This window comes from Natrinema pallidum DSM 3751 (assembly GCF_000337615.1).
GTDB lineage: Archaea > Halobacteriota > Halobacteria > Halobacteriales > Natrialbaceae > Natrinema > Natrinema pallidum.
On the sequence record NZ_AOII01000113.1, the window covers coordinates 80,293 to 92,288 of the forward strand.

Sequence of the window (11,996 nt, forward strand, 5' to 3'; positions counted from 1 at the left end):
ATTGTNAAGCCGTGACGTTGACATGCAGCTTGTAATGAGTGCGATCCATCGACGAGAAACACGGCGTCGGAGACGTCGTGTTTCTCGGAGAGTTCCGTAAGAAACGAATGAGCGAGAACCTTTGTTGTTGTCGGTTCAAGCTTCGTATGGAGCAATTCGTTTGTCTCGGGATCAACTGCAGCGTACAGCCAGTACTGCTCATTATTCAGTTGGATCACAGTCTCGTCAACCGCAACGTGATCCGGACACCGATCAGATTCGGGCTGTAGATCGGCCTTGTGAACCCAATTGTGAACGGTTGATCGAGCGCGTTCGACACCGAATACCTCAAGAATAGATACAGTATTTGAAAGCGAGAGTCCAGCAAGATGCAGCTGAATACTGAGTTTCATCAGCAATCGCGGTGTCGCTTCTCGTTCAACAAACTCTAAGTTGATCTCTTCTAAACAACCATTGAGGCGGTCGTTTTCGGGCATAGATCACTCAGAAAACGAACCGCCTCATCCTTCATCCTTATCTGAACACCGCCNCTAAACAACCATTGAGGCGGTCGTTTTCGGGCATAGATCACTCAGAAAACGAACCGCCTCATCCTTCATCCTTATCTGAACACCGCCTGACTATCTATTCCTATATAATTAGATGGAGAGAACAAGTGAATATTTGCATGTGACGACTGTCTTTGGAAACTAGATTCTACCGATGTCTCCCCCGTTATCATAGGAAGAATTCTTTGCAAGGGGAGTCGTTTCCGTCTACTGTTACGAAACGGTGCGGTGTATTTTGATGATGTGGCCTTAGCCACACACCGCGCGACCTATCCAGAACGCACCTCATCACACGTTTCGACATCGACTTTTTGTACCTACGGCCGCTCAAAACGAGAACGATAACTGCTGTACTCCGCCGTATTCCGGATACCATTACTGCTATCCGTGACGCATCGGTGTGTCGATTCGAGCGACACGGGCGACGCGAGCGCGTCTCGCTCGTTGGTCCTCGAGACGCGTGGCGACTCGAGACGGGGACCTCGCCGCCCCCTCACTCGAGGGTCGCGATCATCAGGAAGGCTTCGGGACGGACGGCCTGGTGTTCGATCGAAAACTCGGCATCGCGGAGCGCCGCTACCGCTTCGGCGGCGGTGTAGCGCTCGTCGACCGGCGGTCCGTCCGCGCCGGAGCCGGTCGCCGTGAAGTGGAAGAACGCGGCCGCCGTGTAGGGCTTGCTCTGGGTCTCGATTTGCGTCTCAACCGATGCCGGAAGCGCGGTCTGTGGTGTATCGGTGTCGATACTCGCCGCGAACTCCGTGGCCTCTTCGACGGCCACTTGCGAACGTGCTGGTGTTTCCCAGTGCGCACGTTCACCGGGGTTTCCGTCCCGTCGGTGAACAGGACATCTTCAAAAGTGTGTGCCCAGAGAATCGCGTCGGGAGCTAACTTGCAGTCGTGAAACGGGTCGTCGTCTGTGGTTATATCACAGACGGAAAACCCTCTGATGGCGTTCAGGCCGGCGTTGAGGTACTTATAGCTACACCACACCGCGTAGGTGACGCGGTCCCCAAGTGTGTCCGGACGCTCGGAGAGTCGGGGCGGTTCGATGCACATTTCCCCGTCGGGCGGCGACCTCCTCGTGAATGAGTCGCTACGGGACGGCCGGCCGGTTCTTGCTACTGTGTGCTGTCTGGGGAACAGCGTTCATGGCGACGGACGTCGGCTTGGTCGATCTCCCTGCGGTGCCGTTCGCGGCCGTGCGCTTCGACGTCGCTGCCGCGCTGTTGTTCGCCGCCGTTTTCGCCTCCGGCGCAGATGTCCGCCCCCGGACTCGGGACGACTACATCTACGTGCTCGTCGGCGGCGCGCTCATTATCGGCGCCCACCACGCGTTCCTCTTCGCCGGCCAGCGGTACGTCACAGGTGGTGTTGCCGCTGTTCTGTTAGGTCTCGTCCCCGTGGTGACGCCTGCGCTCACGCGGCTCGTCTCCACCGATGAGGAGTTCACCGCCGCCACCGCGCTCGGTGTCGCGCTCGGATTCGTCGGCGTCGTCGTCATCGCCGACCCCGATCCCACGAATATCGCGGACAGCGTCTTCGGTGTGTCGCTCGTGCTTGCGTCCGCGCTCGCGTTCGCCGTCGCCGCGGTCGTCACGCACAGCCGATCGCCGTCGATGCCGTTCCTCTCCACACAGGCGTGGATGATGGCCATCGGTGCGGTCGTCCTCCACGCCGCCGTGCTCGCGCTCCCCGGCCAGTCGTTCGCGACCGCCACATGGACGCCGTCCGCGCTCGCCGCCATCGCGTACCTCTCCGCGGTCGCCGGCGTCGGTGGCTTCCTGCTGTACTTCACGTTGCTGGACGACCTCGGTCCCATCGAGATGAGCTTCATTGAGTACGTGATTCCCGTGTTCGCGGCGCTGGCAGGCTTGCTCGTGCTTGGGCAGGAAGTGACGCCCGCAACTGTCGCCGGGTTCGCGTTCATCTTGGCGGGGTTCGTCGCCGCAAAGTGGCGGGCGCTGAGTGGAATATAGTGGCGTGTGGTTACCGATAATTCGAGGCAATTCTCCTGAACGCATTCGTTGAGTGTCCCCGTAGCTGACAAGTGCGGTGCCACCTCGCATCTCTTCACGGGGAGAACAACGCTACTCGTCGATCGGGTCAGGGGAACTGAGGTCCGCGTGGAGGACTTCGCCGTCGCGAACGACGTACCGCTTCGCCAGCACGGGGAAGCGGCACTTGGTGAACCCCGCTGTCTGGATATCGAGTTCTTCGTGGGTCACGATGCCGCCCTCGTAGTCCAGGAGGCCGTTCTCCCGCGCCTCGTACACCTCGAAATCGTCATACCCCCAGATGGTGAGCTCTCCGTCTTCGGTAACCTCCCAGTCGAGCGTCCCGAAGCATGGCTCTCACAGAGCTCGCGGACTGCCTGCGGATCCGATACGATCGCGCCAGTCGACGTCGTCGTAGCTTGCAGTGTCGCCATGTTTGGACTTCACAGGGTCGCCCCCGCACCCCTTTCGGGAGCGATAAACCGACGCGAGAGGTACTTCTGCGTCGTCGGCACCGACGACACCTGTCGATCAGCCACAGCCTCGGCAGGAGATTCGGTCAGCGCGATCGCTGGAACCAGCCATACCGCGTCGTCGGCGTCGTCGAGGACCGTTCCGAGGTGTGCCTCGTCGTGGATGCCGTTCCCTCGCTGGTCGTAGAGCCGCGTCGCGGCCTGCTCCTGACGTTCCGACGCTTCCTGCCCGTGCCACCCTGTCCGGTCACGGGCGGCTCTGAGAAGCTGCTCGCCATCCGCTGACGACACCTGTACCGCGTCGGGGAGCGAGGGCCATTGCTCGGCCACCTGGCGCGCCGGCGCCTCGTCGAGGTCGTAGACGAGTGTGTAGTCGTCGACGGCCGGCTTTGCCTCGTTGGCAGAGAGGAGATGCGCCGCGGCGCCGCCCTTCGCGACGGCGCCGTAGAACGTGGTCGACTCGACGACCAGGTGGACGATGCCGAGGAACGACGTCGACGCTGACTCGTCCGTGCAAGTCGCGTCACTTCCGGGATGGTTGGTGAGACAGAACCGGCATTTCGTCTGGCCGTCCGGGATTGACGCCCCACAGGACCGGCACTCGCCGTCGGTGGTCGTCGGCGCATCGGGGTAGCCGCCAGCGCTCGTCGCAACACGTTGCCGCTGGGGGTCACCTTCGTACCCGCCGTCCAGCCTCGTGTCCGGAATGTGGGACGCCTCGCCGGTCGGCCGCAGTTCCTCAAAATCAGAACATCGGTCGTACATCGGTTGGCACATAGCTTCTGTCGGTTTCGTATTTTAATGTCCAGATGACTATGCTCGTACTACACTCTCGATTATGCGAGAGGGTACAAACATATGGGAGTTCAGCGTGAACGCTGTTGCTAGAGGTGCCCAGTATGTCCGCTTCCTCACGAGATGGGTACGACCAATGAGGAACTCCAGGCGCTCGTCGAGCAGGGGCAACTGCGTCGCGTGAAGGCTGGCGAGACGACGCGCTACCAGCCGGACTACACGCGACTGCTCTTCGAGGAAATCCGCACGCTCATCGAAGAGAACACGCGCGAAGAGCTGCGCAACGAATTAGTCGCGATCACCGATGAGATCGAGGAGTGGCAGGCGACCTACGATGTCGAGACGTGGGAGGAGTTCGAACAGTCGCTCGCCGATGGCGACCTCGCAAGTGACGAACTCCGCGATCGTCGCGACGTTATTGGGCGTTGGGAGGGGAGCCAAGAAGACCGCCGACTCATCAAGCACGCGTTGGCACTCTACTCGAACGTCGAAGCCGCTCGCGAACAGATGATCGATATGGCTAACCGCGACACAAACTAATTTTCGCGATCGTCGAACTTGCGGGCGTCATAGGGCGACACAGCTATTCGTTGGACTGCTCGCCCAGCTTCTCTCGAAGCTCGACTGCTGCCCTCTCAAAATGTTCCGCGAGGAACGGCGTTCCTGATGTCACCCGCTCTTCAAGGAATGCGACGGCATCAGTGACCGCATTAACATCGCGTTCCGCGGTCGCGACACAGCCGACGTATCCATCGAGTGCCCGGCTGAATGCACGCGAGAAGTGGTCGTACGCACCGTCGACGCGCTCCATATTGTCGTCGATCGACTCGACGAGTGCCCGGTAGACGGTCGCTGCCGATGCGTATCGTCCCTGCTGGCGGTACTCGTTCGCGAGATCGAACCACTGCGTGAAGTCGATCGGCTCGAAGACGACGTGGTACTCGGGGTTCGTCTCTTGGAACCGCCGGTCGATCGCGGTGCGAAGCTCGTCGACCGACTGGCTCGTCGGCTCGCCAACGCGGGCGAGAAACCGCTCACGGAGATCCGTATTGGCCGCGAGTTCGTCACGCAGGAACGCGCGGAGTTCGTCGGCGTCGGCACCGTCACGGCGACCTCGAGTCGCTGGTCGATGCGGGCGTGTTCCCAAATCGAAGCGAAGCGATCCGGGCGGCGATTCGACAGTTCGTCGCGAGTGCAACGGGCGGTGCTTCGGATGTCTGAGTTCGAGGACTATTTCACCGAATCCGAGGCGTCCCGAGAGGGCTATCCGTGGAAGTACTACGACCACAAGGGGCGGCCACAGATGACGTACAACCTAAACACCGTCGAATTCCTCGAGATTGTCGAGTGCGATTTCAAGCACTACATCGTGAATCTCGCGGAGTTCATCATCCCGAATCCCCATGCGTCGCAGTTCCGGCGTGACGACGAAATCAAGTTGATCTTCGAACTCGGTCCATGTGTCCTCGCGAGCATACAGCGGGCTCTGTTTGACCTCGCTGTATGGGAACGCCGGCCCCGTCTCAGTCGGATCTACGGGTTCGTCGTCGGACTCGTCGCTCGAGTCGCCCATATCGACCTCCGACGGATCGGAACCGACGTTCTCGAAGTGCTCGCTGTCCGTGTCCGTCGGTGTCTCCTGGTCGCCCTCGGACTCAGGACTCGCGTCGTCGTCCGGTTCCTCGTCGGCGTCGGGAGCCGGTTCGCCGAGATCAAAATCCGTCATTGCTGGATCCCGCCGGTTTCGATAATATCCGCAACCGTGCCGAAGTGTTCGAGTTGTTCGTTCTCTGGGTCGTAGGCCGTCAGCGGCATCCGTTCCTCGTAGGCGTCGCCGATCGCCCCAGTGTGTCGGATCGGTGGCTTCGGCGAGTTGACTTCCCCTGCGTCGATTGCTTCCCACTCGTCAGCTTGTCCCCGTGCTTCGGTCTCGAGGTCGGGCAGTGGCTCGCCGTCAGTTTGTGAGATATCGAAGACGGGCGCTGGTCGAAAGCCCACGAGTCCTTTCTCCCAACTATCCAGCGGTGTCTCATCGTATTCACAGTCACTGCGCTCATGATACGACGGCGAGTTTCCGCAGTCGGGACACTGCTTTGCGATGATGGGTGCCCAGATCCAGATCGCCGTCTCCCCTTCTTTGACGTGCCGGTCAAACTCGTTTTGCCATGTTCGGTAGCCGGCAACGCGTGTTGCATGCGGACACTGGAGTTTGATCAACAGCGTGTTTCGGTGCGAGTAGTCGTGGAAGCGACTCTGGACATCCAACCATTCTGTGAACTGTTCGCTCGAGACGGCGTCATCGACTTCGTCGACGAGGTCCTGGATCCATGCTTCGATCGTACTGTGCATCTCGTCGTGCCGGGTGTCCGAATCGTCGAACGTTTCCCGGGAGCTGCTGCTNAGGTCCTGGATCCATGCTTCGATCGTACTGTGCATCTCGTCGTGCCGGGTGTCCGAATCGTCGAACGTTTCCCGGGAGCTGCTGCTCGTAGCCATGTTTGATCAGTGCTTCTCGAGTCGAGTCGGATCGAATTGAACTGAACTCGAGAAGACCTCCACCCCTTAGGGGGTCTCAAAAATACGCCAGACTCGAGCAGCTAGAGAGTCGTCAGTCAGCGGATGCTGGTCTCTCCACTTTGATCGGCGCGTCATCTGGTGTTCCGCTCCTGTTCAAGAGCGACGCTAGGTATGCATCGTACGCTGTCCCAATCAGCAGTGATTCAACTTCTGCAAGGGATTCCTGTTGTTGACAAACAAAAAATAGATGACTAATCTGCACTGGCAGGAGTGCTGTCGACGTCGCCGTCGTCAAGGAGGGGGTAGTCGATATGCATCTCGATTTTATCGAAGGGGACGATTGGTTGTATTGCGCCACCAGGGCCGCCTTCTTCAAGTTCGAGAATACCCAGCACCTCAAGGTGCTTCAGGTCTGCATGGACATCAGAGACATCGCGATCGACGAGCCGTGCAGCTTCACGCATACTCGAGGGGTGGTTTTTGGCGATTGCTTGGATGAGAGTGAGACGCAGTGGTGTGAGACTGTCAACGAGATCGTCGTAGGTACCGAACTGGAGGACTGCCTGCTCATCACTCTGATCTAGTTCATCAGCTTCGGCGTCTTGGATGAACTGGAGAGTGTCCTTACGAACCTGTGCTCGATCGCCGACAGTGATGTGAAGTGTGGTCATTGGTTGGTGTGGAAATGTGGTTTTCAATAGGGACGTGGTGGATTGCCGCCAGCGGTGTCCCAGTATTCGTCAGCATTGGCCCAGAACTCAACGAGGAGTTCCTCCACTCCTGGAAACTTGAGATCAGTATCGCCAGCAGCGGTGTGGAGTTCATGGCCTTTGGTATCTTCGTGGGCGTTATCGTAGCGGATGAGCGTCAGGTCTTGTAGCGTGCCCAAGTGAAGTGTGTATTTCCAACCGGACGGGTAGGTGTTTGTATCGGTCGTACGTCGTATGACGACATTTTCGACAAGTCCGGCTTCGACGTGGGTATACCGATGCGTGAGTTCATGACCCATCCCTCATCTGTTGGGATGTTCCCCAACATCAAAAGCGTGTTGGGTAAATACTCAACACCTCCTCTAGCTATCTGATACACTCGAGCGGCTCAGAACATATTTAATAATTGAGTAATATGTTCTGGATATCTCCGAAATGGCAGTCTTGGATAATTTCTCTGGGTTCGAATTCGAGGATTTGATGGCGGACGTCTTCCGAAACCTTGGTTACGAAAACGTCCGGCAGGCCGCAAAAACGGCTGATGAGGGGCGGGACATTCTGATGGAAGAGGTCGTCGACGGGACTCGGCGAGCGATTGTTGTCGAGTGTAAGCATGCCCACAGACGACACGACAGACCCGTTCGCTGGATTGTTCGCAGACCCACCCGCTGAGCCGGAGTTTCTGACGAAACTTCGCACGCACGACTCGAACTTCGCCGACCACGTCGCAGCACTCGCACGGAACGCCGGGACCGATGGTGCGCTCTCCGTACAGACGAAGACGCTCATCACGCTGGCACTCGATGCGGCCGACGGAAACGCGAGTGGCGTGGAAGACCTCGCTGCAGTCGCCCGGTCACAGGGCGTCTCCGAGAAGGAACTCGCGGAAACGGTGAAGGTCATCGCCAATCAGGGCGGCCTCGGAACACTAGCGACCGCTGCTCACGCCCTCGAGGAGTAGCCAAAACGGAAGCTCCCTCAGTAGATTACTCGTCCATCTCGCCGACCCACTCTGCATTCCACTCGTCGATCGCGTCAAACACTGGTTCGAGTGCCGTCCCCTTCTCAGTAAGACTGTAGTGCGTCTCGACGGGCGGGCCTTCCTCGACACGACGGTGAACGATCCCGTCGTCTTCGAGAGATTCGAGGACGCGCGAGAGCGTGTACGAGCTCGCGCCAGACGCTCGCTTCAGTTCGTTAAATCGGTGGTCGCCCTCAAACAAGTTGTAGAGGATACGAAGCCGCCACTTGGTGCCGAACTGGTCGAGTGACTGAACGCCTGCACACGCGTTCGGCGTCAGTTCCCGAACCTCGCGGAGGTTGTCGTCGATTTCCTCGTCGGGCGCCGGAGCCATACCCATTATTGGGTAGTCATTCACGTAAGAGTTTGTCTAGACCGTCATCACACTGGCAAAACAACGCTGTACGTGGGATGTTTTGAACGAAAGCGCGTCTTCCAAGCGTTCGTAAGTCGATTTCTACGTGCAGGTGAGTGTCGAAATCCGATTCGACTGTATCGGTACGGGGAGTCCGTGCCGGTCACGAAGGTAGTGAGCAGGCTACGTCTGTTGTGCGTCCAGAACTGCCTCAATCCCGTCGAACAATCTGTCGAGTGTCGTCTCGTCGGTGAACGGGTTCAGTAACACGACACGCAGCCAGCGGTTGTCACGATAGGTCGGGAGCGAAACGAAGACGTCATACTCAGCCAGTAGCGTCCGCTGGAGTCGCTCGTTTAGCGCGTCACGTTCCTCCGGCGGACACCAGTCGGGCGCGGCACGGAAACAGACCAAGTTCATCTCCGGCTCGCTCGCCAGTTCCAGCGCATCGTGTTCGGCCACGCGGCTGCGAAGCACGGCAGTCAACCGATAGCTCTCGTCGATCAGCTGTTCGAGTCCGTCCCGGCCGAGGTGCTGGAAGGTGAGCCAGAGCTTCAGCACATCCGCCCGCCGGGTGCCTTGGACACTAAGTTCGCCGAGGTTCGGGATTGCATCATCGTCACCCATGTAGGGTGCCCCAACTCGGAAGTCCATCTGTAGCATGTCGACGTTCCCGAAAAGTGCCATCGCACACGTCTTCGCGACGTAACACCACTTCTGGGGGTTGAACGTCACCGAGTCTGCGGCCTCTATTCCGTCCAGTCGACCGCGTTCAGCTTCGGAGAAGACCAGCGCACCGCCGTAGGCTGCGTCTACGTGGAGCCACAGGTCGTATTGATCCGCGATGTCACGGAGCGCTGGAAGCGGGTCGATGTTCCCAGTCGTCGTCGTCCCAGCGGTGGCGACGACACAGAATGGCGTACGACCGTCTCGTTTCGTCTGTTCGACCGCCTCGGTCAGTGCGCTTGGTTTCATCCGCGAGTCCGCGTCCGTCTCGACCGTGACGACGCTCTCGGTCCCGAGTCCGAGTAGCATTGCGGCCTTCTGTAGCGATGTGTGTGCCACCCCAGAGGTGAATAGCACTGGCTCGCTGTCCAGTCCGGTGAGTCCGTCTTCGTGAACGTCGAACGTGTGGTTGCGGGCGACTGCAAGCGCGTGGAGGTTCGCGAGCGATCCGCCACTGGTGAGGACCCCGCCGGGGTTTGGTCCGAGTCCGAACTCACTGGCGATAGTCTCGGTGACTTGTACCTCGAGTTCCGAGAATACCGGTGACATCTCCACACTTAGCAGATTGTTGTTGACCGCTGAAGCGACGAGATCACCCAGCACCGACACCGTCGTGGGGATCGTGTCCATGTGGCCGATGTATCCTGGATGCACAGGGTTCATCGAGCCCTCGACGATTGTCTCAAGATCCCCGAGAAGGTCGTCCTCAGACCGTGGAGACTCAGGAAGTGTAACAGATAGGATAGTTGACTCGTCTGGTAACGGCGATCGGTCTTCTGCTGTCCCGAGCTGGTCAAGGAGCTGGTCTAGAACGTTCTCAGCGAGGTCGCGTACGGCTTCGTCGTTAGCGCCACTCGGATCGATGAACCCCGTTTCCGGCGAGTTAGAACGGTTCATGAATACTGTCTCTACTTCCAGTGACTTCGAACATGCGGAGCCATAACCCAGGGTACACACTCATTCCCGGTCGTAGCTCGCGGTAAAGTCGATGTCGGGCCCGACTGGGACGAATCCGGTCGGGTTGATGTCCGTGTGGCTCCGGTAATAGTGCTGCTTGATGTGGTCGAGATTCACGGTCTCCGAGACGCCGTCGTGTTGGTAGATGTCCCGCGTGTACGCCCAGAGGTTCGGATAATCGACGAGGCGCCGGACGTTACACTTGAAGTGCGTGTAGTAGACGGGATCGAACCGGACGAGTGCAGGAAATAGTCGGAGGTCGGCGAGCGTCAGCGAATCCCCGACGAGGAACCGCTGGTCTTCGAGCACGGCCTCCCAGTAGTCGAGGGCGTCGAACATGGAATCGACCGCCCGCTCGTACGTCCCCTGAGAGTCGGCAAACCCAGCAGTGTACGCCCCCTTGAGAATCGGTTCGTGCAACTCCTCGATGACCGCATCGATGCGGTCACGGGTCTCCGCAGGATACAGGTCGTACTCGTCGCTGTGGTCGGCGAACGCCGTCGCGAGCATCTCCATGATCTCGATGGACTCGTTGTTGACGATAGTCTCCTCGTCCCGGTCCCAGAGAACCGGCGTGGTAACGCCGCCAGTGTACTCCGAATCAGCTGCGGTGTAGACTTCGTGGAGGAACTCAGAGTCATGGAGTGAGTCCGGTGTACAGCCTGGTTTGTTGGGGCTGAACTGCCAGCCACCACCGCCACGATACGGTTCGACGATGTCCATCGGGATAGCGTCCTCGAGGCCGAGGAGCTTCCGCACCAGGGCAGCACCGTGAGCCCACGGACAGGCGCGGGCGATGTACAGGTGATACCGGCCCGCCTCTGGGAAGTACTGGGATTCCGAGTGGATTCGGTCTCGAAACGAGTCTCCGCGCTTGTTCCGGTCGCTCTCGGTCAATTCGTCTGCCGTCTTCCAGTGGCCGTCGATGAGTCGTCCCATGTCTGATAATTTGAGTTGTGTTTGTCGATGAGCGTTGACTACACGGTCCCCGAGACAGGTTCTTTGAGTTCGAGGAGGTAGCCGAACGGGTCGCGAACGTAGATTGCCGGAGCTTCACCCGTCGCGCCGTCGGGCGTCCCTTCTCGCTCGATGATGACACCTGCGTCCTGGAGTTCCTGCTTGACGTCCTCGATGTTCTCGTCCAGAATGATCGCGAGGTGGTCGAAGTTTTCTCGATCCGGGTGGACGAACTCGTCGGTCGGTCTGACGTGAATGATTGTGTCCGCTGTGAGTCGGAAGTGAAAAATCGGTGTCTCGCCCTGTTCGTACTCGTCAAATCCTTCAAGGGGGAATCCGAGGTGGCCTTGATAGAATTCGACTGCATGCTCGATCTCATCCGCCGGGATGCGGAGGTGAACGTGGTCGATACGTTGTGCGTCCATCGTTCTGGGTTGAGATAGAATCGTCCGTCAAATATAATTCAGGCAAGCCGGGTCTGCTCAGGTCACATTCGACTAACCACCCAACTGAGTCTAAGTGAATCACCGTCAAGATACGTGCTCTGTATCTTGTACCGCACTCTGAACAGCATCCAAAACTGGTAGGAAGCTTAATGGGGCACCGTCTAGTTAGCGCGGTTTGAGAAGTGAGCAGGTCTGCGAGCATCTCTCAGCAAGTTACTCAACGACCGGCTCACTTCTCAAACTGACTCAACTAGACAGTGCCCTCTTAGCTAAAATGCACCAGAGTCTATTGTTTCTGAGACCATTGGTCTTTAGTTAGGCCCCAGTCCTCGGTTGTGTAGCGGTAGCGAGCTTCTCTTGGAGTATCGGTCGTTGTTGGTGTATCTTCTGAGCGTCGTCGATCAACCGCTCTAGCAATGGTGGTGGAGAGTAGCCGAGGTGTTCACCGAGTTCGTGAAGGATGAGCTGGGCGTGCGACCGGAAGGTCGCCGCCCAGC

10 protein-coding genes and 8 pseudogenes are annotated in these 11,996 nt (G+C 58.7%); 4 read left to right on the plus strand and 14 right to left on the minus strand.

Features of this window, described 5'->3' with window-relative positions:
* Nucleotides 1-8: 8 nt before the first annotated feature.
* Nucleotides 9-476, minus strand: a pseudogene (locus C487_RS19915) (IS6 family transposase); the annotation flags it as partial.
* Nucleotides 477-1,041: 565 nt separating this feature from the next.
* Nucleotides 1,042-1,472, minus strand: a pseudogene (locus C487_RS18965) (hypothetical protein).
* Nucleotides 1,473-1,633: 161 nt separating this feature from the next.
* Here C487_RS18965 and C487_RS18970 point away from each other — a divergent pair.
* Entirely contained in the window at nt 1,634-2,524 is an 891-nt protein-coding gene (locus C487_RS18970) for a DMT family transporter (RefSeq protein WP_006187470.1), read from the plus strand.
* A 111-nt stretch (nt 2,525-2,635) separates the two neighbouring features.
* On the opposite strand, the pseudogene C487_RS18975 reads toward C487_RS18970, so the two are convergent.
* Together C487_RS18975 and C487_RS18980 are read right to left on the minus strand one after the other, a co-directional pair.
* A pseudogene (locus tag C487_RS18975) lies at nt 2,636-2,976 on the minus strand (hypothetical protein).
* Nucleotides 2,977-2,985: 9 nt separating this feature from the next.
* Nucleotides 2,986-3,780 (minus strand): biosurfactant protein 1, encoded by a 795-nt coding sequence (locus C487_RS18980; protein WP_006187472.1) that lies wholly within the window; start codon nt 3,778-3,780, stop codon nt 2,986-2,988.
* Nucleotides 3,781-3,939: 159 nt separating this feature from the next.
* Between C487_RS18980 and C487_RS18985 the strand changes: the two are divergent.
* A pseudogene (locus C487_RS18985) lies at nt 3,940-4,350 on the plus strand (DUF7342 family protein); the annotation flags it as partial.
* Between the two features lie 43 nt (nt 4,351-4,393).
* Here C487_RS18985 and C487_RS18990 read toward each other — a convergent pair.
* The 5 genes and pseudogenes from C487_RS18990 to C487_RS19925 form a co-directional block, all read right to left on the minus strand.
* Nucleotides 4,394-4,915: pseudogene (locus C487_RS18990) on the minus strand (SWIM zinc finger domain-containing protein); the annotation flags it as partial.
* 210 nt (nt 4,916-5,125) lie between these two features.
* On the minus strand, nt 5,126-5,536 hold the full coding sequence (locus C487_RS18995; protein ID WP_006187475.1) for a hypothetical protein: 411 nt from the start codon (nt 5,534-5,536) through the stop codon (nt 5,126-5,128).
* Nucleotides 5,537-5,712: 176 nt separating this feature from the next.
* Nucleotides 5,713-6,246: pseudogene (locus C487_RS19000) on the minus strand (ArdC-like ssDNA-binding domain-containing protein); the annotation flags it as partial.
* A gap of 332 nt (nt 6,247-6,578) precedes the next feature.
* Nucleotides 6,579-6,998 (minus strand): HVO_A0114 family putative DNA-binding protein, encoded by a 420-nt coding sequence (locus C487_RS19920; RefSeq protein ID WP_006187477.1) that lies wholly within the window; start codon nt 6,996-6,998, stop codon nt 6,579-6,581.
* A gap of 23 nt (nt 6,999-7,021) precedes the next feature.
* On the minus strand, nt 7,022-7,336 hold the full coding sequence (locus C487_RS19925; protein WP_083864680.1) for a toxin-antitoxin system TumE family protein: 315 nt from the start codon (nt 7,334-7,336) through the stop codon (nt 7,022-7,024).
* Between the two features lie 136 nt (nt 7,337-7,472).
* On the opposite strand from C487_RS19925, the pseudogene C487_RS19930 reads away from it, so the two are divergent.
* Nucleotides 7,473-7,652 (plus strand): annotated as a pseudogene (locus C487_RS19930) (restriction endonuclease); the annotation flags it as partial.
* Nucleotides 7,651-7,998, plus strand: coding sequence for a carboxymuconolactone decarboxylase family protein (locus C487_RS19020; protein ID WP_006187479.1), 348 nt, complete (start codon nt 7,651-7,653; stop codon nt 7,996-7,998). The pseudogene C487_RS19930 and the gene C487_RS19020, both read left to right, overlap by 2 nt.
* Before the next feature lie 25 nt (nt 7,999-8,023).
* Here the strand turns inward: C487_RS19020 and C487_RS19025 are convergent, their stop codons facing one another.
* From C487_RS19025 to C487_RS19935, 5 genes and pseudogenes are all read right to left on the minus strand, one after another.
* Nucleotides 8,024-8,392, minus strand: coding sequence for a winged helix-turn-helix transcriptional regulator (locus C487_RS19025; RefSeq protein WP_006187480.1), 369 nt, complete (start codon nt 8,390-8,392; stop codon nt 8,024-8,026).
* Between the two features lie 204 nt (nt 8,393-8,596).
* A complete protein-coding gene (locus C487_RS19030) occupies nt 8,597-10,036 on the minus strand; it encodes a pyridoxal phosphate-dependent decarboxylase family protein (protein ID WP_049908296.1) in 1,440 nt (479 codons plus the stop codon).
* Nucleotides 10,037-10,096: 60 nt separating this feature from the next.
* On the minus strand, nt 10,097-11,035 hold the full coding sequence (locus C487_RS19035; protein ID WP_006187482.1) for a glutathione S-transferase family protein: 939 nt from the start codon (nt 11,033-11,035) through the stop codon (nt 10,097-10,099).
* A 38-nt stretch (nt 11,036-11,073) separates the two neighbouring features.
* Nucleotides 11,074-11,478, minus strand: a complete 405-nt coding sequence (locus tag C487_RS19040; protein WP_006187483.1) for a VOC family protein — start codon at nt 11,476-11,478, stop codon at nt 11,074-11,076.
* Nucleotides 11,479-11,814: 336 nt separating this feature from the next.
* A pseudogene (locus tag C487_RS19935) lies at nt 11,815-11,996 on the minus strand (IS4 family transposase); the annotation flags it as partial.

Excerpts from the sequence above, each read along its gene's own strand:
- C487_RS19025 (WP_006187480.1), bottom strand. The coding sequence starts at position 8,392 with ATGGCTCCGGCGCCCGACGAGGAAATCGACGACAACCTCCGCGAGGTT.
- C487_RS19035 (WP_006187482.1), bottom strand. The coding sequence starts at position 11,035 with ATGGGACGACTCATCGACGGCCACTGGAAGACGGCAGACGAATTGACC.
- C487_RS19920 (WP_006187477.1), bottom strand. The coding sequence starts at position 6,998 with ATGACCACACTTCACATCACTGTCGGCGATCGAGCACAGGTTCGTAAG.
- C487_RS18980 (WP_006187472.1), bottom strand. The coding sequence starts at position 3,780 with ATGTACGACCGATGTTCTGATTTTGAGGAACTGCGGCCGACCGGCGAG.
- C487_RS18970 (WP_006187470.1), top strand. The coding sequence starts at position 1,634 with ATGAGTCGCTACGGGACGGCCGGCCGGTTCTTGCTACTGTGTGCTGTC.
- C487_RS19020 (WP_006187479.1), top strand. The coding sequence starts at position 7,651 with ATGCCCACAGACGACACGACAGACCCGTTCGCTGGATTGTTCGCAGAC.
- C487_RS18995 (WP_006187475.1), bottom strand. The coding sequence starts at position 5,536 with ATGACGGATTTTGATCTCGGCGAACCGGCTCCCGACGCCGACGAGGAA.
- C487_RS19925 (WP_083864680.1), bottom strand. The coding sequence starts at position 7,336 with ATGGGTCATGAACTCACGCATCGGTATACCCACGTCGAAGCCGGACTT.
- C487_RS19040 (WP_006187483.1), bottom strand. The coding sequence starts at position 11,478 with ATGGACGCACAACGTATCGACCACGTTCACCTCCGCATCCCGGCGGAT.
- C487_RS19030 (WP_049908296.1), bottom strand. The coding sequence starts at position 10,036 with ATGAACCGTTCTAACTCGCCGGAAACGGGGTTCATCGATCCGAGTGGC.